Source organism: Halostagnicola kamekurae (assembly GCF_900116205.1).
Lineage (GTDB): Archaea > Halobacteriota > Halobacteria > Halobacteriales > Natrialbaceae > Halostagnicola > Halostagnicola kamekurae.
Window position 1 is genome coordinate 406,987 of the sequence record NZ_FOZS01000003.1, and the last position, 26,019, is coordinate 433,005.

The 26,019-nt window shown below is 55.6% G+C and carries 26 protein-coding genes and 1 pseudogene; 19 read left to right on the plus strand and 8 right to left on the minus strand.

Features of this window, described 5'->3' with window-relative positions; translation table 11 throughout:
- Positions 1 to 46: 46 nt before the first annotated feature.
- Both BM348_RS15855 and BM348_RS15865 read left to right on the plus strand, forming a co-directional pair.
- Positions 47 to 856 (plus strand): hypothetical protein, encoded by an 810-nt coding sequence (locus BM348_RS15855; protein ID WP_092906225.1) that lies wholly within the window; start codon positions 47 to 49, stop codon positions 854 to 856.
- Between the two features lie 1,180 nt (positions 857 to 2,036).
- Complete coding sequence (locus tag BM348_RS15865) at positions 2,037 to 3,002, plus strand: transcription initiation factor IIB (RefSeq protein ID WP_092906453.1); 966 nt, start codon at positions 2,037 to 2,039, stop codon at positions 3,000 to 3,002.
- A 15-nt stretch (positions 3,003 to 3,017) separates the two neighbouring features.
- Here the strand turns inward: BM348_RS15865 and BM348_RS15870 are convergent, their stop codons facing one another.
- Both BM348_RS15870 and BM348_RS21940 read right to left on the minus strand, forming a co-directional pair.
- The gene (locus BM348_RS15870) at positions 3,018 to 4,322 is read right to left on the minus strand and encodes a dicarboxylate/amino acid:cation symporter (protein WP_092906229.1); all 1,305 of its coding nucleotides are present in this window, start codon (positions 4,320 to 4,322) and stop codon (positions 3,018 to 3,020) included.
- Between the two features lie 384 nt (positions 4,323 to 4,706).
- On the minus strand, positions 4,707 to 4,880 hold the full coding sequence (locus BM348_RS21940) for a hypothetical protein (protein WP_245779493.1): 174 nt from the start codon (positions 4,878 to 4,880) through the stop codon (positions 4,707 to 4,709).
- Positions 4,881 to 5,005: 125 nt separating this feature from the next.
- Between BM348_RS21940 and BM348_RS21945 the strand changes: the two genes are divergently transcribed.
- Positions 5,006 to 5,164, plus strand: coding sequence for a hypothetical protein (locus tag BM348_RS21945; RefSeq protein ID WP_245779494.1), 159 nt, complete (start codon positions 5,006 to 5,008; stop codon positions 5,162 to 5,164).
- Positions 5,165 to 5,651: 487 nt separating this feature from the next.
- Here the strand turns inward: BM348_RS21945 and BM348_RS15880 are convergent, their stop codons facing one another.
- From BM348_RS15880 to BM348_RS21950, 4 genes and pseudogenes are all read right to left on the minus strand, one after another.
- Complete coding sequence (locus BM348_RS15880) at positions 5,652 to 5,996, minus strand: DUF7521 family protein (RefSeq protein WP_092906231.1); 345 nt, start codon at positions 5,994 to 5,996, stop codon at positions 5,652 to 5,654.
- On the minus strand, positions 5,996 to 6,343 hold the full coding sequence (locus BM348_RS15885) for a winged helix-turn-helix domain-containing protein (protein WP_092906233.1): 348 nt from the start codon (positions 6,341 to 6,343) through the stop codon (positions 5,996 to 5,998). The genes BM348_RS15880 and BM348_RS15885 overlap by 1 nt, the downstream gene beginning before the upstream one ends.
- Before the next feature lie 124 nt (positions 6,344 to 6,467).
- A complete protein-coding gene (locus BM348_RS15890) occupies positions 6,468 to 6,863 on the minus strand; it encodes a hypothetical protein (protein ID WP_092906235.1) in 396 nt (131 codons plus the stop codon).
- A 204-nt stretch (positions 6,864 to 7,067) separates the two neighbouring features.
- Positions 7,068 to 7,360, minus strand: a pseudogene (locus BM348_RS21950) (hypothetical protein); the annotation flags it as partial.
- A 335-nt stretch (positions 7,361 to 7,695) separates the two neighbouring features.
- Here BM348_RS21950 and BM348_RS15900 point away from each other — a divergent pair.
- The 6 genes from BM348_RS15900 (at position 7,696) to BM348_RS15925 (ending at position 16,016) form a co-directional block, all read left to right on the plus strand.
- Positions 7,696 to 9,609, plus strand: a complete 1,914-nt coding sequence (locus BM348_RS15900) for a glycoside hydrolase family 15 protein (protein WP_092906238.1) — start codon at positions 7,696 to 7,698, stop codon at positions 9,607 to 9,609.
- Positions 9,606 to 11,147, plus strand: coding sequence for a vitamin K epoxide reductase family protein (locus BM348_RS15905; protein WP_092906240.1), 1,542 nt, complete (start codon positions 9,606 to 9,608; stop codon positions 11,145 to 11,147). The genes BM348_RS15900 and BM348_RS15905 overlap by 4 nt, the downstream gene beginning before the upstream one ends.
- Positions 11,148 to 11,149: 2 nt before the next feature.
- Complete coding sequence (locus BM348_RS15910) at positions 11,150 to 12,184, plus strand: SDR family oxidoreductase (protein WP_092906242.1); 1,035 nt, start codon at positions 11,150 to 11,152, stop codon at positions 12,182 to 12,184.
- A gap of 295 nt (positions 12,185 to 12,479) precedes the next feature.
- Entirely contained in the window at positions 12,480 to 14,549 is a 2,070-nt protein-coding gene (locus tag BM348_RS15915) for a copper-translocating P-type ATPase (protein ID WP_394328108.1), read from the plus strand.
- On the plus strand, positions 14,546 to 15,547 hold the full coding sequence (locus tag BM348_RS15920) for a potassium channel family protein (RefSeq protein ID WP_092906244.1): 1,002 nt from the start codon (positions 14,546 to 14,548) through the stop codon (positions 15,545 to 15,547). Before BM348_RS15915 ends, BM348_RS15920 begins: the two co-directional genes overlap by 4 nt.
- A 112-nt stretch (positions 15,548 to 15,659) precedes the next feature.
- A complete protein-coding gene (locus BM348_RS15925) occupies positions 15,660 to 16,016 on the plus strand; it encodes an SHOCT domain-containing protein (RefSeq protein ID WP_092906246.1) in 357 nt (118 codons plus the stop codon).
- Positions 16,017 to 16,250: 234 nt separating this feature from the next.
- Here the strand turns inward: BM348_RS15925 and BM348_RS15930 are convergent, their stop codons facing one another.
- Positions 16,251 to 17,033, minus strand: coding sequence for an SDR family NAD(P)-dependent oxidoreductase (locus BM348_RS15930; protein WP_092906248.1), 783 nt, complete (start codon positions 17,031 to 17,033; stop codon positions 16,251 to 16,253).
- Between the two features lie 175 nt (positions 17,034 to 17,208).
- Between BM348_RS15930 and BM348_RS15935 the strand changes: the two genes are divergently transcribed.
- The 7 genes from BM348_RS15935 to BM348_RS20715 all read left to right on the plus strand — a co-directional run bounded on the left by BM348_RS15935 (position 17,209) and on the right by BM348_RS20715 (position 23,098).
- A complete protein-coding gene (locus tag BM348_RS15935; RefSeq protein ID WP_139231205.1) occupies positions 17,209 to 17,409 on the plus strand; it encodes a hypothetical protein in 201 nt (66 codons plus the stop codon).
- A 419-nt stretch (positions 17,410 to 17,828) separates the two neighbouring features.
- Positions 17,829 to 18,599: an adenylate/guanylate cyclase domain-containing protein gene (locus BM348_RS15940; RefSeq protein WP_092906252.1), complete on the plus strand. Its 771-nt coding sequence runs from the start codon at positions 17,829 to 17,831 to the stop codon at positions 18,597 to 18,599.
- Entirely contained in the window at positions 18,600 to 19,088 is a 489-nt protein-coding gene (locus BM348_RS20700) for a Pycsar system effector family protein (RefSeq protein WP_139231206.1), read from the plus strand.
- Between the two features lie 547 nt (positions 19,089 to 19,635).
- Complete coding sequence (locus tag BM348_RS20705) at positions 19,636 to 20,466, plus strand: hypothetical protein (protein WP_139231207.1); 831 nt, start codon at positions 19,636 to 19,638, stop codon at positions 20,464 to 20,466.
- Between the two features lie 638 nt (positions 20,467 to 21,104).
- Positions 21,105 to 21,752, plus strand: a complete 648-nt coding sequence (locus BM348_RS20710) for a hypothetical protein (RefSeq protein WP_139231208.1) — start codon at positions 21,105 to 21,107, stop codon at positions 21,750 to 21,752.
- On the plus strand, positions 21,749 to 22,186 hold the full coding sequence (locus BM348_RS15955) for a hypothetical protein (RefSeq protein ID WP_139231209.1): 438 nt from the start codon (positions 21,749 to 21,751) through the stop codon (positions 22,184 to 22,186). The genes BM348_RS20710 and BM348_RS15955 overlap by 4 nt, the downstream gene beginning before the upstream one ends.
- 12 nt (positions 22,187 to 22,198) lie before the next feature.
- Positions 22,199 to 23,098: a DUF7509 family protein gene (locus BM348_RS20715; protein ID WP_139231210.1), complete on the plus strand. Its 900-nt coding sequence runs from the start codon at positions 22,199 to 22,201 to the stop codon at positions 23,096 to 23,098.
- 396 nt (positions 23,099 to 23,494) lie between these two features.
- Here the strand turns inward: BM348_RS20715 and BM348_RS15960 are convergent, their stop codons facing one another.
- On the minus strand, positions 23,495 to 23,797 hold the full coding sequence (locus BM348_RS15960) for a hypothetical protein (RefSeq protein WP_217642031.1): 303 nt from the start codon (positions 23,795 to 23,797) through the stop codon (positions 23,495 to 23,497).
- Positions 23,798 to 24,261: 464 nt separating this feature from the next.
- Between BM348_RS15960 and BM348_RS15965 the strand changes: the two genes are divergently transcribed.
- The 3 genes from BM348_RS15965 to BM348_RS20725 all read left to right on the plus strand — a co-directional run bounded on the left by BM348_RS15965 (position 24,262) and on the right by BM348_RS20725 (position 25,962).
- Positions 24,262 to 24,696, plus strand: coding sequence for a hypothetical protein (locus BM348_RS15965; RefSeq protein WP_092906260.1), 435 nt, complete (start codon positions 24,262 to 24,264; stop codon positions 24,694 to 24,696).
- A gap of 116 nt (positions 24,697 to 24,812) precedes the next feature.
- Complete coding sequence (locus BM348_RS15970) at positions 24,813 to 25,730, plus strand: hypothetical protein (RefSeq protein WP_092906262.1); 918 nt, start codon at positions 24,813 to 24,815, stop codon at positions 25,728 to 25,730.
- Complete coding sequence (locus BM348_RS20725; protein ID WP_139231212.1) at positions 25,717 to 25,962, plus strand: hypothetical protein; 246 nt, start codon at positions 25,717 to 25,719, stop codon at positions 25,960 to 25,962. The genes BM348_RS15970 and BM348_RS20725 overlap by 14 nt, the downstream gene beginning before the upstream one ends.
- The last annotated feature ends 57 nt before the right edge of the window (positions 25,963 to 26,019 follow it).

Consider the following 26,019-nt stretch of genomic DNA (forward strand, 5'->3'; position numbering starts at 1 on the left):
TGACTTAGGCCCGCAGTATCTACTAACGAGGGAGATAGGCTAAGATATGTTTGTCTGTGATTCTCTCGGGTTTGTTATTCTGTTCGGAGTCTCCACACTGTTTGTCGATGGACTTCTACCTGGGTTATTCGGTGGAATTATTGCGACTGGGGTAGGGTTGGCCGCGACGATTAGCGGAGTCAAGGGTGTGAACGATTGGTGGAGACTATCGACTACGGACTCTGTACCAATGGATGAGGCTGTCGGAGCCAATGAATTGGTTCAGGTTCAAGGGCATGTCCGTCCGTCCCAACCGAGTAATACCATTAGATCACCGATCCATGACAAAGAGTGCGTAGCATACGAGTATAAGATCAATCATATAGTACAGGGTACCGGTGACCCTTCTATTGACTCTGGCAGCAAGTCTATCCCATTCATTATTTCCGATGAGACAGCGGAGATCTTGGTTGATCCGACCGCGGATAGTCTGTCACTGCAACATGAGAGAAATACAGTCACGGGAGGAGAGGAAATGCTAGACCAGGTTGATGAAGAGAAACTTGATGTGGAGCCTTCAGTCCATACAGAGAACTCAGGCGTAATCAAGGGTCCCATCGAGCTGATGGAAGGAACGATCAGCATTGGCGAGGATATAACTGTTGTTGGGAAAACCAACACACCGCCGGAGAGCGTCTCCGTAGCTGCAGACGCAGTCATGACATCTGGAGTAGAAGACTTGACAGTGATGAACGATGGCCCAAGAACCACCACGTTGAAAACAGGCGCTCGGGGTGTTTTTCTGTTGATTATTGGGCTACTACTCAGCATTACGGGTTTGACGGCTTTTGTGACCACTATTACCGGGTTAGTGTGAGAATGCTGATTTCGATACATAGACTGCTGATATGCGTTTTGTATCCCACAGTATATATTAAATAATTTATATACTGCATACCTCCACAAAGAGAGTTGATCGCCACGCCTTCGGTAGATTCAACAGAGCACTAAGTCCCTATGGGATCGGATTCAAGTTTACACATCGAAGACGGGGTGTGTCCCCGGGAGAACCTTCTGAAACCGCCCGCAAAATCACAGTCCTCGAGACGGGCTTCGCGTTCTTTGCGTTCGGCTAGCGCTTCGACGCAGCGGGCAACGTCTTGGAGCGGGTCGGACGAGTAATCGTTGAACGTATCGACGATGTCTGACGAGAGGTTCACTTGTGGCGTCAACAGTTCGTAGGACATCGGCTGTTCCGTGTTACCCAACGAACCGTGTCAAATGGAGTTATGTTGGTTAAGATTACCTGAGGATCTTAGAAAAAGAAATTAAATGAACAAGTGACTACACACCTCTCATCCAGATCGGAAACGGTCAAAAGGAAGGGAGAAATTCCACCAGAAATAGCGTTTTCAGGATGTCCTAGATAAACAGGTATCGACGTTAGAGAAACTAACTTCCGTTTTTGATGTTATCGGACCAGAGAAGATAGCGTAGCGATACACACACCATCCTGCAAGCCTTCTTTACTCTACCAGAATAATGGAATTATATGGGGTGAAGATAGTGGATAAAGATGCGTAAATATCAGGGAAAATTCAGATGAATACTTTCTCTGAATTCTGCTTTTTGTGAGTATGAGGCCTTCTTCTCCTATTCGTTTCCATCCAATAGCTACCATAACATCAGGTTAATAGAGCTAGCTAGTAGTCGAGAAAACTGTACTACTACCATCTGGATCCTTCCTCCTTCGCCATATTCGGGAGTATCCGACACCGTACTAACTCAACTCCCTCCCCCACTAATTCTGAACCTGAAAACACTTGCAAGGTGGTGTGGGCCGAACACTGGCAGGTGGTGTAGTCAGAATACTTACAAGGTGGTGTGAGCAAATCTCTCATCCAATACGACCCATTATCGAAGTGAAAAACGATTTTGCTTGGTGTTCTCTGTGATGTTTCTCGCCTATTTTCGATCTGCACTCGGGCAGCTACGTCAAAACAACCTCAGAATTCACAGAGCCTTTAACCTTCTCTGGGATGATTTACAATTCACTCATGGAACGCCCTACTCGTCAGAAAGAGCGCACAGAGCAGACGACAGACGAACCAGTTGAGCAAAAGGGCGTTCAAACGTGTCCAGAGTGCGACTCGAGTTCACTTATTCGAAGTTCAGATGAAACCGAGGTGAGTTGTGAAGATTGTGGATTGATCCTCGAAGAAGAGACAATTGACCGGGGACCAGAATGGCGGGCATTCAATCATACAGAACGGAACAACAAATCCCGCGTCGGTGCCCCAACAACCCAGACAATGCATGATAAGGGATTAACCACAACAATCGACTGGAAGGACAAAGATGCCTACGGCCGGTCTATCTCATCAGAAAAGAAGAGCCAGATGAATCGGCTTCGGAAATGGCAAGAACGCATTCGAACGAAGGACGCTGGCGAACGAAACCTTCAGTTCGCCCTCTCTGAAACCGATCGAATGGCGTCTGCATTAGGGGTTCCCCGATCTATTCGCGAGGTCGCCAGCGTCCTCTATCGACGCGCTCTCGATGAGGATCTCATCCGGGGGCGCTCCATCGAAGGTGTTGCCACGAGTACGCTCTATGCGGCCTGTCGGATGGAAGGTGTCCCCCGATCACTCGAAGAAGTCGCTGCAGTCTCACGCGTCGATCAGAAAGAGATTGGCCGTACGTATCGATATGTCGCACAAGAACTCAGCCTCGAGATGAAACCTGTCGATCCGAAAAAATACGTTCCTCGGTTCTGTTCTGAACTCGAGTTGCCTGATGAAGTTCAAGGGAAAGCGAACGAAATCATCGATACGTCAGCTGAGCAGGGGCTGTTATCGGGAAAATCGCCGACAGGATATGCGGCAGCAGCAATCTACGCAGCGAGTCTCCTTTGTAATGAGAAACGGACACAACGAGAAGTGTCGAACGTCGCGCAAGTAACTGAGGTAACCATTCGAAACCGATATCAGGAGCAAATCGAAGCCATGGGACTTCACACGTAGCGCTTTATCTCGTATCTAATCATCACCAGAGACGGTATTTCCACCGTTGGCCGACGTCTGCGTCCAGACGCCGTCGTCGAGGTCGATGGCGTCGTTCCATTTGCCGACGACAGTCGAAACCGCGAGGTCACCGGTCACGTTGTTCATCGTCGCGATGCGACCGAGGACCGGGTCGACACCGGCGACGAATCCGACCACCGCAAGCGGAAGACTGGCCTGGTTGAGTATGACGGTGAGCATGACGATCCCCGCCCCGGGGACGCCAGCGGTGCCAATGCTGATGAGTACGGCGACGACCAACACGAGTACTTGCTCGGAGAAGGCAAGCGGTTGTCCGACTACGTTCGCGGCGAAGACGACGGTAATCGCCTGTCGGATGGCGGCGCCGTCCATATTTGCTGTGGCACCAACTGGAAGCGCGAACGAGTAGATACGCTCCTTGATACGGAGATCCTCTTCGGCGTTGTTCATCGTCACCGGAAGTGTTCCGCTCGAGGAGCGGGTGGCGAAGGCGGTCACCATCGCGTCTTTCGAGCCAACGAGGAAAGCAAGCGGTGAGACATCAGCGACCACGTTCATGAGAAGCAGTAGGTAGGTGAACGAGATGTGGATGACAACTGCGATCGCGACAGCGAGCACGAGCTCACCGAGCGACGAGAATACGCCGATTCCCTCGGTGCCGATCCCAGCAGCCATGAGGGCGAATACGCCGATCACACCGTACTCGAGGACGCCACGAACAACGACGAACATCGCTTCGGCTCCAATTTCGAACGCCTCGAATACCGAGTCAACACGATCTGCGAGTTCATCTTGTCGGGCACGCACGTAGGTGAGCGCGATACCGAAAATAATCACGAAGAAGACGGTTGCGAGCAGGTTCCCCTCTGCCATTGCAGTGACAGGATTGCTCGGGACAATACCGAGCACGACCTCGGTGAGCGAGGGCGGTGCCTGGGACTCGGCTTCACCACCAGTAAATTCGACGCCACGGCCGGGTTGAAGGACGTTCGCGACGGCGAGTCCGATGATGCCTGCGATGGTAGTCGTTACTGCGTAGAGGCCGACAGTTGCTCCCCCAATCTTGCCGAGCCGAGCTGGCGATAGCTGACGGATTCCGGTCAGCAGCGTGAAGACGATGATCGGGATCACCAGCATGTTGAGCAGCCGCAAGAATAGGTCTCCGAGCGGTGCAACGACCGTCATCTGCTCACCGAATGCGATCCCCGCTGCGGATCCGAGAAGGAACGCAAGTGCGATGCGATAGATCAGTGGCACCGACCGGTACCGCTGCCACATTGGACCGATTGTTGAGTTCATAGACGGTATCAGGTAGTCTCTATTTAAACAGTCGTCCTTCTCGCTCGTATTTGAAGCCGTCTATGACAGCTGTTCGTCCGGAGAAATGGGAGCTAACTCCCTCAGAACGACTAGATTCGGTCACCTATGTATACCTTGTCGCTGGAAGAGGAAAACGTATTCTCGCAGAAAACGGTTACAATCGCCGAAAGACACACCATAGTCACACTCTCTACAGGCGGAGCAGGCCGAGTGCCTCGTGGTCGTACGGAAACCGGAGATTTCCTGATGACGAGAATCTTCGATTCTCGAACCACTTGCCCCGAGGCGGTTCACGGATGCCTTCCCTTCGACGAAGATTGGAGACGGCACACTTCAGCAACAGCCCCCGGTGTTCGAGGGGGTTTATGGGATGAGCAGGCGCAAAACCTCCCGCCTCAGCGCGGGGAGGATGTCAAGGAAGCAGGAGACGTGGCTGTCGAACAGGACGCTACGCAGGAAACCGTCGGCCAGGCTCGAGAGTCTCTCAAGCGGAGTCGGATCGTCGACGGCGTTGCTGGGCTTACCCAGCAGGGACATTTCGTGTTGTACGCCCTCCTGATGTTACACGAAGAAGGTGATACACCGATTCGGGCGCGTGACGTGCAGATCAATACGAAATTATCTGTGGTCGAGCGGCAGTTGACCCGCTCGTTCCGAGACGGATGCGTGACCATCTCGGCGAGCTCTCGATGTTGGGGATTGCGAGTCGTACAGAGCGGAACAGAGGTGAATCGGGTGGTCGGTACTACGAGTATCTCTTGACACAAATCCTGATCTCCTACTCGAAGCTCTCGACGAGACAGTGGACATGGTGGGGGTAACCGACGCCGTTCAGCAGCGTCTCGATCAGGATCTCTGACACCCAAAGACACTGGACAAACTGGGGTGGTCGTCAGTGTACCGAAATGGTCGCGAAGACACTGGACACGGTGGGGTAGCCTGCTACTCTCGAGCTATCTGAGACACTGGACACAGTGGGGTGCAGTTCGGTTCGCAGATTGTGAGAAGACACTGGACACGAGGGGGTATGGACACTGGATTAGGACTTGGGACCCAGATAGTCGGTAAGCGTTACGTTTGGTGCTGGACTCGACCACTATTTTCGTCAACCGTCGTCTCGCTGTGACTGTCCGCAGAGCTGAAAGACCGCTTGGAAACAGGGGAAGACAGCACTCTCGAAGATGTCTTCTTGGAGGTGACAACCATGGAAACGAATGGTTCGAACGAATCCCCTCCACAGAAGAGACCGAAATTGCCCTGTACCAAGCGGCGCTGAATATAGAGTATCGAGTATGTGGTTCGTCCCGTTCACCGGGATTGTCCTGGGACTACGAGCAGGGAATAGAGGAGAGTGCACAGGCCAACGATTTCGCTCATTCGACTGAGGAGTGGGAGATAGAACGTATAGATCTGCGACTGGAAGTCGATACTCTGGCCGAGGGAGTGGACCCCAATTGAGAGAGACATCGGGACGACAGTGATGAGACAGAGGCCTACTGCGAGGTACAGCATTCGAGCACTGTCGTTCCGGCGGTAGCCCGAGTAGGCGTGAAACACGATGAACAGCGCTAATCCCGCCGCGATCAGCGTCGCGGAGAGCAACAGGAGATACTCGGATTGGGACTGTACGCCACCGATCTGAAGTGCCGTCATCACAGGCCCTCCCACATCTCGGTGAAGCGGTCGGCGAGGTGTCCGGTTGCTCGCTCGGCGACCGTGATCTCGAACCCGTCGTCGGTGAGCCGAACCGTGAGTTCGTCCAATCGCGCTTCGTACATGCTGTAGTGGTTCCCGTCGGGTTGCGGTACCCGTCGTTCCGCGAGGAGCCCGCAGTCGACGAGACGATCCGCACGACGATACACCGTTGAGATCGAGATGTCACACGCTTCACTGAGTTCCTTTGCAGACATCGCGTCGCCTCGCGTCTGCCGGAGGATCTCTTGGGCGTAGCTGTCGTCAAGGAGGGCGAGGATCTCATCGGCATTCTGGTCATCGCCCATGGGTATCCTCTCCGATTCCCTGAATGACCCCCACCCTCGACAACGAGACACTCCGAAAGAGGTCACGGACACGCTCATTTCGGACACTCCATGTACAGATCATTCATTCGTCGCCAGGGTTTGGTCACGACGTTTGATAGACGCGCATAAATAGAGCGGCGATGCCATACTGAACGACGCCGGTTACGAAGTACGCGATGATACCGGCGTATGGACTCTCCACGAAGGACAGGGCGAGCTGGTAGGCGCCAATCAAGACCCCTGACGTGATGAGTGCCGCCGAGATCGTCCACACGACGGCAGCACCCCCCGAGTACGAGATCGGCCAGTACTGCTCGTAAGCGTGTGGGATGTTTGCCGCGATCGCGAGTAAGAGCAGAAAGGATGCTGCAAACGAAACTCCAATCCGGTACAACGGGTAGATGGTGAGTAGCGCCATGAGGACGGCAACCACGCTAACCGTGAAGTCCTTTGTCAGCTCTGCTTTGAGACGCGTCCCTAGCGACGTGTCGTTTGTCATACGTCGGTCTATGGATCCACGTATGAAGGTACTTATGCGGATTCGCTGGGCCAGCGAATCTCCGATCGGTCGAGGTTGCAGAGACTATGAGGCCTGTCGAGCGTAATAACCTCAGTCCGTTTCACTGACTCTATCTAGGTGCGACACATCCGATGGTTAGTCCTCGTCGATTGCGGCGCCGACGAGCGGGGCTTCGACATCTGGGTCGTCGACGTCCCCAGTTTCCGGATCTCGGCAGTCATCCAAGTCCACACCGACAAGTGGATCGTCGTCGGTAAACACGAACCCGACGCCATCCGCTTCTCTCGAGTTAGCATACTCGAGCGCCGTCTCGACTGATGCTCATGTGGTCGGATCCGTCGAGGACGCAAACTCACCACTCCCCGGTGTCACCGGGATCTTCGTTGGCTTCCCGTCTCGACATTCTTCTCGTCAGAGACCCACTGGTCACGTTTTCGTAACTGCTCGGGAAGCACCGAAACCGTACTTTCAGACACCGCCAATCCACCTCGTGTTGTGCGTCCATCTGGTCGATTACTAACTATAGGAATTCTTATAAATATACCGTAAGCCGGTAGGCTGTCCGCACTGTCTATTTCAGCACCTCCTCAGCTGGCGTTCGGCCATCAAGCGCTTGATTCGGTCGATCGACGTCATCTCGGGAACCCTCGTGGCGAGCTTTGGAGGCTACAATACCTACGTCGCAACTATCGCTGACCATAGTCCTCGCTTTCGTATGACTGCCGAATAACGAACTGGATGCGGGTACTCGAGCGATTACGCAGAGTCGACTGAACGGCTACGCGCAAAACGACCGGTGATCAACGCGTCCATGCAGTACAAACAACTCACGGAGTACGGTGCGATCGGTGACGGGAATACGGTCGCGCTGGTTGGCCGTGACGGCTCGATCGACTGGTGTCCGCTCCCGCACGTCGAGTCGCCGAGCGTGTTCGCCGCGATACTCGATGCCGACCGCGGCGGGCACTTCGCCGTCCGACCGACCCAGTCGTTCGAGTCCGTTCAACGGTACCGCGACCGGACCACCGTCCTCGAGACGACGTTTCAGACGGCCGACGGCAGCGCGACCGTAACGGACTTCATGCCCGTCGCCGAGACGGCCGAGTCACCCGTCCGACCGCCAGCCGTCTACCGAAAGCTCGAGTGTGACACCGGGCCGCTCGAACTCGAAGTCGCGTTCGAGCCGCGGTTCGACTACGCGCGGGACGTACCCGCCGTCGAACGAACCTCCGACGGCGTCGTCGCGATCGGTACCGACGAACGAGCCGTCCTCTCGAGCGATCTCCCGCTCCGACCGTCGACCGATGGGCACGGGGCGAGCGCGACGGTAACGCTCGAACCCGGCGAGACGCGCTGGCTGGTCCTCGGCTACGGCGAGGCGATCCCCCTCGAGTCGTCTCACCACCAGAAGACGCTCGACGAGGCCGTCGGCTACTGGCGGGAGTGGAGCCACGATTGTGCGGGGGCGGACTGTCCCATCGATAGTCCGTGGCACGACCTGGCGGTTCGGTCGTCGCTCGTTCTCAAACTCCTCCTTCACCGAGAGACCGGCGCGGTGTGTGCAGCGCCGACGACTTCGATCCCCGAGGACCTCGGCGGCGTGCGCAACTGGGACTACCGGTTCAACTGGATCCGCGACGCGGCCTTCACCGTTCAGGCGCTGGCCGAACTGGGCCACCTCGACGAAGCGCGCTCGTACTTCGAGCTGTGTCTCGACCACTGCGGGGGTCACGAGCCCGCCGACGTTCCGCCGGTCTACGGCCTCCACGGCGGCGACGACCTCGAGGAACACGTTCTCGATCACCTCGAAGGGTATCGCGGGTCGGCTCCCGTTCGCGTCGGGAACGCGGCCCGAGAGCAACGTCAACTGGACGTCTACGGCGAGTTGATTCTCGCGATCTACGAGAGCGTCCGCTACGGCGAGGCGGTGACGACCGACGACTGGGCGGTCATGTGCGATCTCATCGACTACGTCTGCGAGGGATGGGAGCGACCCGGTTCGAGCATCTGGGAGTCCCGCGACGGCCCGAAACACTACGTCTACTCGAAGGTGATGTGCTGGGTCGCGTTGGACCGCGGGATCAAACTCGCCGAAGCCGCCGGGGACGACGTGTCGGCCCCACTCGAGCGGTGGCGGACGTGCCGCGAGGGCGTTCGCGAGGCGATCCTCGAGCGCGGGTACAGCGACCGGGCGAACAGTTTCGTCCAGACGTTCGGCGGAGAGAGTCTCGACGCGGCGAATCTGCTCATCCCGATCGTGGGATTCCTCCCGCCCGAGGACGCTCGCGTCCAGGGCACGATAGACGCGACGATTGACCGCCTGGCGACTGACGGTGGCCTCGTCCGACGGTACGAAGGCGACGACGGACTCCCCGGCGAGGCGAGTCCGTTCGTCGTCTGCTCGTTCTGGCTCGTCACCGCACTCGCACTGGCGGGGCGGACCGACGAGGCGACCGACCGTTTCGAGTCCGTGATCGAGTACACCAGCCCGCTCGGACTGCTGGCCGAGGCGATCGACCCCGAAAGCGGCGAACAGCGCGGCAATTTCCCGCAGGCGTACAGCCACATCGGACTCATCAACAGCGTCCTCTACCTCGCCGACGCGGACGGCTCGAGCGGCGGATCGCGGGAGCCGCTCGGGCGCGACGAGTGGACGGAGGACAGCGATCTGGGCGGTGAGATCATCCGACAGCCGAGCGACACCGAGAGAGGAGATACCGCATGACCAACGACGAGAGACACGACGACTCATCCGAAGAATCGGAACCGGACGCCGCACCGACCGCACCGAGTAAACCCGACGGCGGGACGCGACGCACCGATGCCGACAGCGGTCATGACGAAGGGAACGGAGGGCGGGACCCAGGTAACGGCGACGATAACAGTGACAGCGGCGATAACGGTGACGGCGGCTCGATGCGTCCGGGCGATATGATGCTCTCCCATCCGACGAAGGAGATCTGGCCCCAGTACGCCGTGATATCGCTCGGGCTCTGGCTCCTCGCGAGCCCGCCGACGCTGGGCTACGGGAGCGCCTTGATGACCTGGAGTACGATACTCACCGGACTCGTTCTCATCACGCTCGCCGGGATCACGATCTATCGGGAGAGCGGCTACGCCAACTACGCGAACGGGTTCGTCGGCCTGTGGTTGGTGTTCTCGCCGATCGCGCTCTGGGCGCCGACGGCCGCGGCCTACGCCAACAACACTCTCGTCGGCATCATGGTGATCACGTTCTCGATACTCGTCGTAATGCGCTCGGAGATGGACGGGCCAACCGTTCCGCCCGGATGGTCGTACAACCCCTCGACGCGCGCTCAGCGCGCACCGTTGATCGCGCTCGGAATTTTCGGCTTCTTCGCCTCGTGGTACATGGCCGCGTATCAACTCGAGTATATCTCGGGCGTCTGGGATCCGCTGTACGGGTCGGGGACCGAGCAGATCCTCACCTCGAGGGTATCGGCCGCCTTCCCGGTCTCCGACGCCGGTCTCGGGGCGGTCGCCTACTCGGTCGAGGCGCTCATGGGATTCATGGGCGATCGCCGGCGGTGGCGCACCATGCCGTGGATGGTCGCGTTCTTCGGCGTCGTCGTGATCCCGCTGGGCTTCATGCAGGTGCTGCTGGTCATCATGCAACCCATCATGGTCGGGACGTGGTGTACCCTCTGTCTGCTGTCGGCGTTCGGCATGCTCTGGATGATCGCGCTGACGGTCGACGAGGTCGTCGCGATGGGGCAGTACGTCGTCCGTCTAATGGGCCAGGGGGACAGTCTCTGGACCGCTTTCTGGATGGGAGGGACGATACCCGAGACGGAGGCGGGCGTCGACGAGACCGAGACGCGACCGATCGGCGACTCGCCGGTCGGCGAGCCGTTCTGGGGCGTTTCGATCCCGTGGTCGCTACTCGCGGCGATGGCGCTCGGCGTCTGGCTCATGCTCTCGCTGACCGTCTTCGGAACGTCGGGAATCATGGCCGACAGCAGTCACCTCGTCGGCTCGTTGATCGTCTCGTTCACCGTGATCGCAACCGCTGAACCCGCTCGTGCGATTCGGTTCCTCAATGTCCCGCTCGCCGTGTGGATCATCGTCGCTCCGTGGTTCGTCGTCGGCGTCCCGGCTATCGCAGCCGTCAACGCCACTGTCGCTGGAGCACTCGTCCTGGCCCTCAGCATCCCGCGCGGTCCGATCGCAGACCACTACGGCGGCTGGGAGCGCTACGCCACCTTCGAATCGGTCGACCGACTGAACCCCCTGAGTAGCTAACTATGTCCGAACAGACTGACTCGGAAGTCGTCGTCGTCACAGGTGCATCGGCCGGCGTCGGGCGAGCGACCGCTCGCGCGTTCGCCGAACGCGGCGCGAAGGTCGGCCTGCTCGCGCGGGGCGAAGACGGACTCGAGGGCGCTCGAGACGACGTCGAACGAGCCGGCGGCGAGGCGATTTCCGTTCCGACGGACGTCGCCGATCCCCAGCAAGTCGAGGCGGCAGCCGACGCCGTCGAGGACGCGTTCGGTCCGATCGACGTCTGGGTGAACAACGCGATGGTGTCGGTGTTTTCCCCCGCGTCGGAGATGACCGCCGACGACTACCGCCGCGTCACCGAGGTCACGTATCTGGGGTACGTCCACGGAACTCAGACCGCACTCGAGCGAATGCGACCCCGCGACGACGGGACGATCGTCCAGGTCGGATCGGCGCTGGCGTACCGGGGGATCCCGCTCCAATCGGCGTACTGCGGCGCGAAACACGCGATTCAGGGATACACCGAATCCGTCCGGACGGAGCTCTTTCACGACGACTGTGACGTCCAACTCTCGATGGTCCAGATGCCCGCGATGAACACGCCGCAGTTCGAGTGGACGAAGAGTCGGTTGCCGCGCAAATCACAGCCGGTCCCGCCGATCTACCAACCCGAGGTCGCTGCTCGAGCGATTACCTGGACCGTCGATACCGAACGCGACGAACTCTGGGTCGGCTGGCCGACGATGAAGGCGATCCTCGGCAATCGGCTCGTCCCCCGACGACTCGATCAGTACCTCGCAAGCGGCGGTTACGACTCACAGCAGACCGACGAGCCGGCCGATTCTGAGAGAGGGCACAATCTCTACGAGCCGCTCGCGGGAGATTTCGGTGCGCGCGGTCGCTTCGACGAGCGCGCACACGATCGGAGCTATCAGCTCTGGGTTTCGATACATCGCCGGCCACTCGCCGCAGTCGCCGGTTGTCTAGCGGCGGTCGTGAGCCTCGTCCTCGGCAAACTGATTCTCTCTTCCGAGACGGATGAGCCCGATGATCGTTGACGATCGACCACCTTGGAACGGTCGCTGCAGCGCCTAGACACTTATGGACGATCACAATCACGACCGTTCGCCGGACGACGACGATCTGGCTGGAGCAGGGTCAGATCACACATCCAAGCCGATCGACGGTGACGAAACGAGTGGTGCAGAAAACGAATCGGAACCGCACGTCGAACAGTCGATGCTCGAGGAGGAAGCTACCGACGCCGGCGAGACAGCGCAGGCGATCGAATCGCGATACGGACGCGGGACGGATCGAGAGGGAAGCAGGCACGACGACACCGATCACGGGGGAATGCACGAGGGCCACGAGGAGATGTTCCGCCGTCGGTTTTTCGTTTCGACGCTGCTCTCGATTCCGGTGCTTCTCTATAGCGAGATGCTTCAAGAGTGGCTCGGCTTTTCGGTCCCGGCCTTTCCCGGAAGCGAGTGGATTAATCCGATTTTCGCGGTGATCGTCTTCGCCTACGGTGGCGTCCCGTTCCTCCGAATGGCCACCCCCGAACTGGGCGAGCGGTCGCCGGGGATGATGACGCTCATCTCGATGGCGATATCGGTCGCGTTCGTCTACAGCCTGGCGAGCGTCGTCCTGCCGACCGAGTCGGCGTTCTTCTGGGAACTCGTGACCCTGATCGATATTATGCTGCTGGGTCACTGGATCGAAATGCGATCGGTTCGACAGGCACAGAGCGCACTCGACGAACTGGCACAGCTCATGCCCGATACCGCCGAACGGATCACGGACGATGGTGACACCGAAGCGGTTCCGGTGAGCGACCTCTCCGAGGGGGATCTCGTTCTCGTTCGTCCCGGTGCCAGCGTCCCCGCGGACGGCGTCGTGGCGGAAGGAGACTCGGACGTGAACGAGTCGATGATAACCGGCGAGTCGATGCCGGTTTCGAAAGATCCGGGCGACGAGGTGATCGGCGGGACTATCAACGGCGATGGGAGCCTCCGCATCCGCATCGAAGCGACGGGCGAGGAGACGACGCTTGCGGGGATCATGCGCCTCGTCGAGGAAGCACGAGGGAGCAAGTCGCGGACGCAAGTGCTTGCCGATCGAGCCGCCGGGTGGCTGTTTTACGTCGCTGTATCGTCGGCGGCCGTGACCGGCGTCGCATGGACCGTCGCCGCGTCGTTCGACGCTGCAGTCATCGAGCGAGTTGTCACCGTGCTCGTGATCGCGTGCCCTCACGCGCTCGGCCTCGCCATTCCGCTCGTAGTCGCGATCAACACGTCGATGGCGGCCCGAAACGGGATGTTGGTACGTGATCGTATCGCCATGGAAGAAGCGCGAAACCTGGACGCGATTGTCTTCGACAAGACCGGGACGCTCACCGAGGGCGAACACGGCGTCGTCGGTACAAAGACCGCAGACGGTATCGACGAGGAAGAAGCGCTGACCCTCGCAGCGGCGGTCGAAGGGGACTCGGAACACATGATCGCTCGCGCTATTCGCGAGGCGGCTGCCGAACGTGGTGTCGGCGTTTCGGAGGTGGAAGACTTCGAGGCGTTGAAGGGACGAGGGGTTCGCGCTCGGGTTGCGGGTGACGAAGTCCACGTCGGCGGTCCAAACCTGCTGACCCACCTCGAGACCGACGTCCCGTCCGATCTACAACGATTCGCAGATGAGGCCGGCGAAAACGGACAGACCGTCGTGTACGTCGTTCGCGAGGGGGACCCGATCGCCGCGTTCGCAATGGCGGACGTGATCCGCGACGAAAGCTATCGGGTCGTCGATGCGCTCCACGAACTCGATGTCGAAGTGGCGATGCTGACCGGTGACTCGCGGGACGTGGCCGATGCGGTGGCCGACGAACTCGGCATCGACACGGTGTTCGCGGAAGTCCTGCCCGAAGACAAAGACGAGAAAGTCCGAGAGCTACAGAACCAGGGCAAGCTCGTGGGGATGGTCGGCGACGGGGTCAACGACGCACCCGCGTTGACTCGAGCGGACGTTGGCATCGCCATCGGGAGCGGGACGGACGTCGCTGTTCAGTCCGCAGACGTCGTTTTGGTACAGAACAACCCGATGGACGTTGCCCGCCTCGTGAAACTAAGCAAGTCGAGTTACCGGAAGATGCAAGAGAACATCGTCTGGGCCGCCGGCTACAACGTCTTCGCCATCCCGCTGGCGGCGGGCGTCCTCGCGCCTGTCGGGCTCTTACTGTCCCCAGCAGTCGGTGCGATCTTGATGTCGCTCAGTACCGTTATCGTCGCAATCAATGCGCAGCTACTCCGGCGCGTCGATCTTTCCATCCCGGGATTATCGGACACGTCACCCGCTCGAGGTACACAACCGACCGATCAGGTGGGCACCCACGGAGCGCAAGGAAACCGGAACGTCACTCGGAAAATGAAATGAACCGAATCTACCTCGCAGTTGGCGTGCTCCTTCTGGGAGGGACCGTAATCGACCTCCTCTGGACGACGCTCTGGGTCGCGGGCGGTGCCGGCCCGCTCACGTCTCGGTTGATGGTGTGGACGTGGCGATCACTACGACGGATCGGCGCCCATAACTCACGACTCCTTAGCCTTTCGGGGCCGCTAGTCTTCGCGTTGAGCCTCACGGGATGGATCATCCTGCTCTGGGGCGGATGGACGCTTATTTTCGCCGGGGCCGAGGGCGCCCTCATCGATACGCTCAACCGCGGTCCCGTGTCGTGGACCGACCGGATCTACTTCGTCGGCTACACGGTTTTCACGTTAGGTATCGGTGATTTTGCGCCTCGAGACGGAATCTGGCAGCTTCTCACCGTTTTCGCGACGGGAAGCGGGTTGCTATTCGTGACGCTGAGCGTCACCTACGTGCTGTCGGTTCTCGACGCGGTCACCCAAAAACGCGCATTCGCTAACAACGTGAGCGGAGCCGGAACGCACGGCGAGGAGATCGTCCGAGCAGCCTGGGACGGCGAAGCGTTGCACGAACTCGATCTACCGTTAAACACCTACGTCAGGCAACTGACGGAGCTGACGGCGAATCACAAGGCCTACCCCGTTCTTCACTACTTTCACAGCGCCCGGTCCGACCGATCCCCGGCCGTCGAAATTGCGGCCCTCGACGACGCATTGACGCTCATCCGATTTGGTATCCCGGACGAACATCGCCCGAGCGGTATCCTCGTCCGGAGCGCCCGAAAAAGCATCCAGAACTACCTCGGAACGCTACACGAGAATTTCGTCCAGCCGTCGGACGATGTTCCGCCGCCGCCGAATCTAAACGCCCTCAACGAAGCCGACATCCCGACCGTCTCCGACGACGCGTTCGAAGCGTCACTCGCCGACCTGGATAAACGCCGGCGGACGCTACTCGGGTACACCGAGTCCGATCTCCGTCAGTGGCCGACTCGAAGAAACGAGTGATCTCCGCGGATCGTTCTCCCAGTGAGACGGCGAAGAAACTAGTTGCGAGCACTCTCCCGCGAGATCGGTTTCACACAGTGGTTTCAATACTCGTGTGTGCGTATTTCGAGATATGGCCATCGACGAGTCCCTGATTCGGACGGTGTTGGTCGTCATCGCCGTAATCCTTCTCTTGCCGTTCCTGATGATGGTCGTAATGATGCCGATGATGGGCCTGTGGGGTGGGGGACACATGTGGGGTGGCGGAATGGGCAACAGCGCTGGAACTGTATTGGTATTGTTTCTCACGCTACTCGTCCCTTTGCTCGTGATTCTCGGTATCGGATATCTCCTGTACAGAGTGGTCGGTCAGCCCGACGCTCTCCAGCGAGACGCCGCACTCGAGGAGTTGCGAACCGCCTACGCTCGCGGCGAGATCACGGACGAAGAGTTCGAGGAACGCCGCGAGCGGTTACAAGAGAAGCGATGAAACGCTTTTTCGACCGGGCAACGAATCCGACGAGAGGCACGCGAATGCCAGCCGTTCACCGATCCCTCGAGTTCGAAGGAGTCCCCGATAATTGGATGGAGCCGTTAGGGTGCCAGTTCTGAGTGCCGCAGTATGGTCTAAAATCCGAACGAAAGGCGTCACAGGCGAATAAAGAACCCAGCGAAAGAGAGGGTTCCAAACTCTGTTTCCGTGTTCTGACGAGTTGTCGAGCGATTACTCGTCGAGGTCGAGATACGTCGCGAACTTCGGCTGTCCGGCCGAGGCGGTCATCCCACCGTCGACGACGAGGTCGTGACCAGAGACGTACGAGGCGGCATCGGAGGCAAGAAAGACCATCACGCTGGCGATCTCCTCCGGGTCCGCGCCCCGCTCGAGCGGGATCCGTTCTTCGTACTCGTCCATGATCTCCTCGCTGTCCTGAAAGTCCTGCGTCGCGTCGGTCAGAACGAGTCCGGGGCTGACGCTATTGACGCGGACGTCGGGGCCGTGGTTGATCGCGAGGGCCTTCGTGAGATTTCGCACGCCGCCTTTCACCGCGTTGTACGCCTCGAGTCCGTGATCGCCGCCCCGGCCCGAGATGGAGGCCGTGTTGATGATACACCCGTTCGACTCCTCGAGGTGCGGAAGCGCGGCGCGGCTGCCGTAGAATACCGAGTCGAGGTCGATACCGATCGTTCGGTCCCAGTCCTCGTTACTGAGGCCCGTCACGTGTCCGAACGTTCCGACGCCGGCGTTGTTGACGAGGACCTCGAGCGAACCGAACTCGTCGACCGTTTCCGCGACCATGTCGTCGACGTCCTCGGAGTCGCTGACGTCGGTTTCGATCGTCAGCGTCTCGCCGTCGATGGACTCGGCGGCCTCGGACATACCCTCCGTGTCGATGTCCGCGAGCACGACCGACGCGCCCGCCGCGCCGAACTGGGTCGCGACGGCCTTCCCGATTCCCGACGCAGCGCCCGTTACGATCGCGGTCTTCTCGGACAGTTGTGACGACATAGGACAGTTGTCGGCTCCGAATCAGAAGGAGGGCGTCCTTTCCTGCGAAAGGGGATCGACTGACTCGGTGCTGGTGGACTCACAGAACGCGGCTTCGCAAGCAAAGGCGCGGAACTCGAGCGAGAATCGGCCTCGAGACGAGACGAACGAAAGCACTGGAGACGCTGCCCCGGAGATGGATACCGAGAGCGGAGCCACCACGAATAGATCCGAAAACGGCTCCAACGAGACGGGAACCGACGAGCGGCACGCCAACGAGCGCACGGACGACTCCGATAGCATTCCCGGCTTCACTACCGGCACCGGCCTTCTCGGGGGCGCACTCTCGCTCGAGTGGCTCCGTCGGCGTGCTGTCACGGACGAGCCAGACGAGTAGCAGACTGTTCGTTTTTTACCGGAATAAGCGGGAGGTGCGAGTCGGAGCCAAATTCAGTTCTTTACGAAGCCGGTCGTTAGACGATCGCTGTAGTAGTCTCGAGGAAAATCGTTGCTGTAGGGCTCTGTTGTGAGTATGCGCTTTCGGATGGAATAGGGGTTGGGGTGTCCCAAGGGACAGCGCCAAAAAATTACAGCGCCCCCACCCACACCTCAGCCACGGATTTCCAGTTGAAGCACCTGAAACGGTAGTCGTTTATTCTATCTGTCCTCCGCATATGAAGGAAGCAAACATGATGGATTCATCATATAATCAGTAAATGGCGAGACGGAACCATCCCATTTCCAGAGTTATATACATGTTCGCAAAGTAAAAGGCAGTAGTATCCCTCATTGTTAGCAACCAGACATCAGCCAGTTATGAAATTCGATCCAAGTCCTATCGAAGATCGGGTTGAGGAGAGAGTCGAAGAAGTCGAAGAGCGTTTAGATGAGATCCCGTCTGGGCGAACGATGCCTGATAAGGAGGATATGCTAATTGGATCTGCAAAAAAGCTTTCTCTGGGATTTGTATTTATTGATATAAATGGGTTTACCGAATATTGCGAGGAAAATGACGAAGAAGACATTCTAATGATGCTGAATATATTTATACCGGAGATTATGGAAATTGCCCGTCATTATGACGGGACATTTGAGAAAAACACTGGGGATGGAATTCTGGTATATTTTGGATCTGAAGATGGTGATGTTGAAGCTTGTCAAACGGTACTACTTTATCTACAGACAGTCAAATATGCCCTCAAATACCACATAAACCCAAAATTAGAGGAAAGAAATATAGTGCCCATTTCAATTAGCGCAGGTGCAAGTTATGGTGTCGCTCATATCTCCCGAGTTGGTGTTCACAGTTTGAACCGTCGGACTGCAATTGGGAACTCTGCCAATATAGCTTCCAAACTTGAGGACATCGCTGAAGAGGACCAATTCCTGATAAGTGATTCTATCTATTATTTTGCCCATGAGAAAGGAGGATATCATGAGGATGTTTGTTTCGAAGACCAAGGTGTGTATGGGTTGAATTCTCCTGGGGAACTCTATATTTGGCAACTTGATGAGAAAGAGAATGATTTATACCGGTATCATGATTTTATATGCTCTCCTCCTTCCCCCAGTCAGGTGAGTGACTAGATGGCAGATAGGGAATACCTTGTTGACAAATCGTATGAGCATTTAGACTCATATGTTAAGTATGCTGATAAAAAAGCATCTGTCCTATTAAGTGGGTTATTAGCGTTCTTAGCACTTTATGTGAATTTTATTTTCTCAGTATCTGAGCAGTGGAATACCTCCTTCAACATAGTTTCTGGTTTGACTATCCTATTAGGTTTAATAGCGATCACAATTTCTGGGTTTGTAGTTTATCCAAGAACCCCTGATAAGGAGAGGGGATTCTTCCTCTGGGAGAGTATTCTAGATCGTAACACTCCAGAAGATTACTATGATGACTTGAAATCTCTAGATGATTATGAGGTAGTAGAAGAAGTTGTGTGGCAAAATTATCAGTTAGCAAAGGTAGCTGATTCTAAATATTCACTGATTAGGTTATCAATCATTATCGGATCATCTTCGTTCGTAAGCGCAGCGCTGTCAATAGCGATCATACTTTGTAATATGTGATTGGACTACGTCCCTTCCCAGCTAGAATCAAACATTGAGAAGATCGTTTACCGAATAAGAATACGGGGACGATTCTGTTATGCTCCTATGGGGGGAGGGTGATTGCGCGGCGTGCGCTCTGCGCGCCGCGCTCGCGAAAAATTGAGCCAGCAGATATTGGATGTCATAGCGGGGCTACCCTATTGATAGAGAGTGACAGAATCTTGATAACTGTGGTTGTCGGATACACCCACGAAGGTTTATCAGTGGAGCTGCAGCCAAACGCGAGCATTATGCGACATCCACAGGACGACCTACTGATCGTGTATGCACTCGCATTACTTGCTTGGGAATGCGAAGATACGCCGAAAGAAGATTGAGCTTTGAACCTCGCAGCCGAGATCACGGATAAGCATGGGCTCAGAGGAAGTGAGGCGATTCGTCAGTTTGAATAGCCACAGCTAAGATTGAAGCGTCAGATCAACTGGCCCGTCGCTACTCCTGTTAAAGCGCATGATGTTGGACGTACTTTCATATAGTCTGATTTTTCACTATATACACAGTCAATATGCCTGGCAAAATCTTTGATAGGGCTAACACAGGAGAATCTGATCCAAATATACTGCAGACAGAATACGAAGGAGCGAAGGAACGACTAAGTCAGCAGCAAGACACCTTCAAAGAATTCTCCAGAGAAGGACTGCAAATGTTCCGTCTCCTTCTATTATTTGTCGCTGCACCGACAGCGTTATTTGGTGCGTTAGACCCACAAACCCTTGTTCAGGTGAATGACTTAGTCACGTCAAATTATTGTACAATTTCTGGTATTGAAGGATGTCTTATGTCAATGAAGTGGGTTTCTGCTCTAACTGGAAGTTTCTTAGTATTGAGTGCTGGAATGAATCTATTTGCAGCTGGTTATGAAGCACGTGGTGTTCATAACGCTTCTAATCCAGAGGATCTTCATCGAATCATCTCTAACGACGATTTTGAAGAAGATTATTGGCGAGAACGGCTCAAAACCTATCGAGAGCGTATCGATCATAACGACCGTGTCATCTGGATTAAAGAATCCTTGTTAGCGCTAGGTAAGGTAACACTCCTAATATCGATCTTCGGTATTACCTCTGTTATTGTGGTAACTATGATTGGTTCACCCCTGAAAATTCGCCAATGGCTTACTGTGCTTCTGGTATTTCTGTTCCCAATGTTGCTTTCACTACAGAAAGCGCCAAAAAGATATGCAGACGCAGACGCTTTTCGCCGTTATACTCCACTCTATGAGGTCAATTACAAGTCACAACCTACTGATAGCGAAAAGCAGGGAGATGAGCATGAGGAGAAGGATTTAGAAGAACGCGCAGAAGTGGATGAAACAGAAATCGAAAACGACGTGTGAGTGTTGCAAGCTATCACTCTTCTCTTCTCCCCTGGGGTTGCACGTCGACAAATCCGGTTTCCCGAATATGCACACGAAACCGGTAATACCGTGTGCATAATTGAAATCCACTGTAGAGGCCCCGGGTAGTGTTGGTCTAGTCTCAGACCATCATGCGCACGATACATGAAATTCTGGGGTCGTGGACGGAAGCAAAGGAGGTAGCCGATGTTTCTGACTACGGCGAACAACTCCAGAGAAGGAAGCACGTGAGTTTTTCAATAAATTAGAGGATGCCGAGTTGGCCGATGAAAAGCATCCAAGTAAGTCCGGACATTTGCGGCTAAGACCAAAGCACCCTCACTGTTACGCATCTGCTCTTTACCGACGTGATTACACTCTGATCTACTATGATTTTCGCGAATGTCTTTTTAGAGTACCAATGATATTCATGAACGGGAGTTTCAGCTGTTGCAAAATTAATGGTTTGGAAAATTCAGCACCTCGCCTATATTGAACGGTAAAATAGGAAATAATCAGACCAAGGAATGTAACCCTCACATTCAAGGAAAAGCAGGATGTGATTTTAATTAGAGAGTAGACCCCATTCGAAGAGTATATGGTCGCAAGCAAACATCTCACCAAAACATACCACATATATGCCACCTGAATTCCAGATTGACCACGTTTCTGTTTGTTTGACTCAGACAGTAAGCAGCGAAGAGAACTTTTTACAATATTTCGAAAGCTTAGAGGATATCTCTCAACATGAATTGTCAAAGAAGCGTGTTGAAAAGAATTTGGAAGATCCTCTTGAAAGCTACATACAAATAACAGACTCCTCAAGTGGTCTTGATGAACCAAGTCCGGATTCTTCATCCACGCAACTGCTTATCGACTCGATAAGCGATGGTGAAAAATTCCATGCTCACGCTAATATAGACAACCAAGACTATATAGACTCATTTAATGAATTTTTCAGTAGCATTTCCTCTACAGTAGGCACTTTAACTGCAGGGACAACAATTGTTAACGCAACTGTTGATGAAGGGTTTGATGCCTTTTCAGAGCGCCTATCGCTGCCTATTAGTTCTGATAGTGAGTATACAGTGCGAGGTATACGTATAAACAATGGAGATGGTACATATACCTTTCAAGATCTGAGCGAATTTGAATCTGAGGATGATTCTATAGCGGTGCGCTATAGTAAAGATGAGCTTGTAAAGGTTGATTCAGAACACACATCAGACTTCATCGGAGAAGAAATAAGTAAGGTTGAGTCCTTTGTTGGAAGTGAGAGTCAATGAGTACTGCTTTCAAAGAGTGGAGAGAGCGTGACACTCAACAGCGTAGAGACAGGGCGAACAACCCTGTTGAGCGCAGAGGCGCACACAGTACTCACCACACTTTTGAGCCCACATCACGAAGTGTGGAATACATTGAGGAAAAAAGTCACAAAGGTAACTATGAGCGAATGCTCCGCGATACCTTAGCAAATGAAAAGCTACGGAACATCTATAAACATATCCGAACGTCTGAGGGAGAATGGATACAATTTAGAGATGTTCATGAGGAGTTTAGCGACCTAGATGAGTTGGAGCTCACAAGGGAACTTCGTCATTTACAGAGAACGTGTCTAATTGAGAGAGGAATGACGAAAATAAACGGAGAAGTCAAGTCTCTATATCGTATAGATTCAATTATAGAAGGTTCTGAGCAGATTGTTGAAGAATACCTTTAACTACTCTACTTAATGCCCTTATCAGCTACTCCGATTAATATCTCGAACGAAAAGATCAAATCTACGAGAGATGCAATTATTGAAAGGAATGATCATCTTGAATATTCAAATATTCCTGTTGCAGTATTTGGCCCATTTTCAAGCAAATTCAACCCGTATGATGGAACTGCAATAGAAAAATCTCTTGACGATTCTATTAGCAACTCGGGAGACGTAGCATATGAGTTTTTAGAAGAAAACGTTGGAAGTGCTGGAGAAGATAACAATCCTAAAACTGGATCACAAGCACAGGTAGAAAACGAATTTTTGAATGAAGTTAAGAACGGCCTGCGAGATAAAGGTGTAAATGCTTTTGTAGCAAGTGACGTTCCTCCCTTTAGCGATCAAGAGAACACCATTGAGGATTGGGAAGACTATTTTGATGATGCTCAGCTTGGTGAGTGGGACTATGTCACGCAGAGCTACATATATTCAAAGATAGCGAATATAAATATATTCGTCTTCCGGTACCTTGGTAACCCTGTAGGTGTTACTTATGAAATAGCAGATATCTTTCGTGGTGCAAGGTCTGATGATCAACCAGAGATATTAGAACAGTCGTTACTCTGGTTTGAAAGTAGAATCGATGAGGAAATAAGAGCAAATAAAAAATATACCTCTCGATCAGAAGAAGAGATACGCCAACATCTTTCAGATAGTAGTGGGCCTCATTATCTTTCAGCTATGCTTGAACATGTGACTACGGATCAGAATTCAGATTTTGAACCGGCTTCTGATGTAAACCCAACAATATGGGAGCCGTTCCAACGTAGTCAAGATATAATTGATAAGACCGTAGCAAAAGTGAAGATGGCATCTAATTCTGATGAAAGGTATGTTTCTCCAATTCAACGAATGTGCGATGTTAACTAATCCACTAGATCACAACTATCCTTTCTCTCCCCTAGGATTGCACATCAACAAATCTATCACCCGAATATACGCGCGAAACCAATAACATCATGTGAATAAATTGAAATCCTATATAGATGTCCTTGAGCCGTTGGTGTGATTATTCCCATATAATATTATATCATATAATCATAAGATGGTATTAGATTTAGGGTCCGTGTTCACCAACCAAGGAACTTTCTCCTGAGTACGTACCTCAAACAGAGATCCTATTCGGCTGTCCTCAAGCAACTCGAGTTTGCTGTGACAAATTCTATACTGAGATCTATCGCACCCTCTTCAGTAATCTCGGAGGTCACTCACGATTTACTCCAGCAAACACCATTAGTAAGTACGAAGAGGTGAAATTGATCGGCTCTACTCAGTCGATTCGAATTCAGCGTCAATGATTGCTTCAAGCTGATCGGATTCCCGATCATATTGATCGATATGATCTAGTGCAATCTCACCTCGAGAAGTAATCTCGTAGACACCTCGGCCGATATTGCGAACGAGGTCGTAGTCTTCTAGCTGATTGAGCCGTTTTGTGACCGTCTTCTTGTGGCGGTCGATTTCATCAGCGATGTTTGCACCGAGATTACGGCCGCCCTGCAACTCCTCGAGGATTAGCCGGTCCGTCGGGAGCTGCAACAACATCATCGAATCGGAAACAGGGGACATATATGATACTGTTGGTAGCATTGTATTTGGAACCATTAGTAGGTTACCTATCGGATGCTACTACCAGTAGTATTATTAGGAATCCGTAGAGACTGTCGTGTGGAGATCGTCCCGCAGGACTCGCGAAAGGTCCGACGTGGTGCAACACGTCGGGACGGCCTCCGTCCGGCCTTCGATCAAGACCCCACAGAGACCATGCGACAAGATAGCCTCCGAGCCCATAACTGTAGGGCTCACGAGCCAGGCGTATCGGCTGCCCACTACAATCAGGGCGATACCTCGGACGGATCGCAGAAACCGCATTCGCATCCCACCGCGACTACCCGGACGAGAAATCGGACACCCCCTACTCGCCCGTTCACACTGTTTTCCGCAGCGAGACCGAACGGCCCCGCTCCCGACCACGACGAGTTCATCGTCGCCGGCGAGGACGCGATCATCCTCGAGCCGAGGGGTGACCGCTGATGGACCGCGACCAACCCAACGAACGGCCCTCGAAGTACGTCGTCCCCACGGGATCTGGCTACCTCGGGACCTACACCGTCAGCACCGACCGAACGGTGACGATTTCGACCGCCGCGCTGGGCGACCGCGACTGGCCGACCGACACCGCCCACGCTATCGACCACGACGACGGGATCGCGCTCGTTCCGCGCCTCGAGTCCGCCGAGTCGCTCGCCGAGTACACCCTCTGTAGACGCTTCACCGGGGCTCGAATCGCGGTCGGCCAGGTCGTGATCGACGCCCTCGAGCTATCGCGCGGCGACGACGTTCGGGTCTACGACCTCGAGCGTGTCGACGCTCGAGCGGGCCTCCTGCTCGTTGAGGCCGACGACGACCCGCGGCTCGCCACCGACGGCGGGCTCGAGGACGAGAGCCGTCCCGCCGCCGAACAGTGACACCGCGGGCTAGCCGCCCGTTCGGGCCGGCTGCGTTCCCCCAGCGGTGTCGCCGTCTCGAGTCCCGCTGTCCGTACTGCTCGCCAACCAGTTCATCCCCGATCCCCCATACAGCGATGTCTCCAGCCACCAGCGATTCGACGACCGAACAGCTCCCAGACCAACACAGCGAGCGTTTCGAAGCCCTCGAGAACCGACTCGAGGCGCTCGAGGCCGAACTCGAGCACAAAGACGACCGGCTCGAGGAGCTCGAACGAGAGTGCGATCGCCTCGAAGACCGCACGGCGACTCTCGAAGAGCGTGTCGCCGATTTCGAGGAGCGAGTCGCCGATTGCGGCTCCGAACCTACCCGTCTCGAGAACATGGCCGAAGCCGCGCTCAAGAAAGCCAGTGCGAACAAATCGCGCGTTGCGGAACTTCAGTCCCGCGAACTCGAGAAGGGCGCGCACCTGCTCACAGAAACCGTCGACGTCCACGCCGTCGACATTGCAGATGGGCGGCTCGAGCGCCTGACGAAAGACGACGGGAACGCGTACTACCGCGTGCCCGAGAGTGCAGACCCGCTCGAGCGCGGCGGGACCGTCTCGCTCGCCTACGGCGACCTCCTGCCGATCCAGCAACTCGCGCGGATGGACGAGGAGATGCGCCGCTCGGCCGCGAACGCGCTCCCCACGCGGTTGGCCGCGAAGCTCTGGACCGCTCGAGTCGACGACGGCGTCGGTGACGACCCCTGGAAGTCCGGCTGTAAAGACATCGCCGAGTACGTCAAAGCGAGCGACCTGAAACACTGGATACGACGGCAGGAAAGCGGTATCAGCGAGACCTACGCGAAGAAGCTGGTCTCGCGGGTGATCGATGCAATGCTCGACCTGTCGAAGAACCGGCTGGCCGTTCGCAAACGAACGGAACGAAAGAACGGCCTCGAGTACACCGAACGCCGCCTCCTGTTACCCGCCGATGCTGCGATTCCCGGCGACGGCGGGCCGCCCGCAGACGCGGATCGGGAATCGAAGACAGGTGGTGTCCACGGGTAGGCCAGTCCACCGCGGTAGCTCCACCCTCGAGAGCGCGACCGCGCTCGAGGACTGCTCGAGCCACGGCCCGACCGCGGTCGATCGCACGGGTCGGGTAGCCGCGGGTCTCTTCGCTCGAGCGGTCGACGGCGTATACAGCGAGACGGGGGCGGCAGGCGGTTCCGGAGACGACGGTTGTCGCCGGAGCCCGGCGGTGTTCACAGTGCAGGCTCGTACTCTGCCCGCTCTGTGACGAGTTCGCTCACCGATCGTTCGAGGGCCGTCCCAATCGGAAGGTGGCCCAAGCGAA

Coding starts and splice junctions, on each gene's coding strand:
- BM348_RS15855 (WP_092906225.1), top strand. CDS start 47: ATGTTTGTCTGTGATTCTCTCGGGTTTGTTATTCTGTTCGGAGTCTCC.
- BM348_RS15865 (WP_092906453.1), top strand. CDS start 2,037: ATGGAACGCCCTACTCGTCAGAAAGAGCGCACAGAGCAGACGACAGAC.
- BM348_RS15870 (WP_092906229.1), bottom strand. CDS start 4,322: ATGAACTCAACAATCGGTCCAATGTGGCAGCGGTACCGGTCGGTGCCA.
- BM348_RS21940 (WP_245779493.1), bottom strand. CDS start 4,880: ATGTCCCTGCTGGGTAAGCCCAGCAACGCCGTCGACGATCCGACTCCG.
- BM348_RS21945 (WP_245779494.1), top strand. CDS start 5,006: ATGCGTGACCATCTCGGCGAGCTCTCGATGTTGGGGATTGCGAGTCGT.
- BM348_RS15880 (WP_092906231.1), bottom strand. CDS start 5,996: ATGACGGCACTTCAGATCGGTGGCGTACAGTCCCAATCCGAGTATCTC.
- BM348_RS15885 (WP_092906233.1), bottom strand. CDS start 6,343: ATGGGCGATGACCAGAATGCCGATGAGATCCTCGCCCTCCTTGACGAC.
- BM348_RS15890 (WP_092906235.1), bottom strand. CDS start 6,863: ATGACAAACGACACGTCGCTAGGGACGCGTCTCAAAGCAGAGCTGACA.
- BM348_RS15900 (WP_092906238.1), top strand. CDS start 7,696: ATGCAGTACAAACAACTCACGGAGTACGGTGCGATCGGTGACGGGAAT.
- BM348_RS15905 (WP_092906240.1), top strand. CDS start 9,606: ATGACCAACGACGAGAGACACGACGACTCATCCGAAGAATCGGAACCG.
- BM348_RS15910 (WP_092906242.1), top strand. CDS start 11,150: ATGTCCGAACAGACTGACTCGGAAGTCGTCGTCGTCACAGGTGCATCG.
- BM348_RS15915 (WP_394328108.1), top strand. CDS start 12,480: ATGCACGAGGGCCACGAGGAGATGTTCCGCCGTCGGTTTTTCGTTTCG.
- BM348_RS15920 (WP_092906244.1), top strand. CDS start 14,546: ATGAACCGAATCTACCTCGCAGTTGGCGTGCTCCTTCTGGGAGGGACC.
- BM348_RS15925 (WP_092906246.1), top strand. CDS start 15,660: ATGGCCATCGACGAGTCCCTGATTCGGACGGTGTTGGTCGTCATCGCC.
- BM348_RS15930 (WP_092906248.1), bottom strand. CDS start 17,033: ATGTCGTCACAACTGTCCGAGAAGACCGCGATCGTAACGGGCGCTGCG.
- BM348_RS15935 (WP_139231205.1), top strand. CDS start 17,209: ATGGATACCGAGAGCGGAGCCACCACGAATAGATCCGAAAACGGCTCC.
- BM348_RS15940 (WP_092906252.1), top strand. CDS start 17,829: ATGAAATTCGATCCAAGTCCTATCGAAGATCGGGTTGAGGAGAGAGTC.
- BM348_RS20700 (WP_139231206.1), top strand. CDS start 18,600: ATGGCAGATAGGGAATACCTTGTTGACAAATCGTATGAGCATTTAGAC.
- BM348_RS20705 (WP_139231207.1), top strand. CDS start 19,636: ATGCCTGGCAAAATCTTTGATAGGGCTAACACAGGAGAATCTGATCCA.
- BM348_RS20710 (WP_139231208.1), top strand. CDS start 21,105: ATGCCACCTGAATTCCAGATTGACCACGTTTCTGTTTGTTTGACTCAG.
- BM348_RS15955 (WP_139231209.1), top strand. CDS start 21,749: ATGAGTACTGCTTTCAAAGAGTGGAGAGAGCGTGACACTCAACAGCGT.
- BM348_RS20715 (WP_139231210.1), top strand. CDS start 22,199: ATGCCCTTATCAGCTACTCCGATTAATATCTCGAACGAAAAGATCAAA.
- BM348_RS15960 (WP_217642031.1), bottom strand. CDS start 23,797: ATGTCCCCTGTTTCCGATTCGATGATGTTGTTGCAGCTCCCGACGGAC.
- BM348_RS15965 (WP_092906260.1), top strand. CDS start 24,262: ATGGACCGCGACCAACCCAACGAACGGCCCTCGAAGTACGTCGTCCCC.
- BM348_RS15970 (WP_092906262.1), top strand. CDS start 24,813: ATGTCTCCAGCCACCAGCGATTCGACGACCGAACAGCTCCCAGACCAA.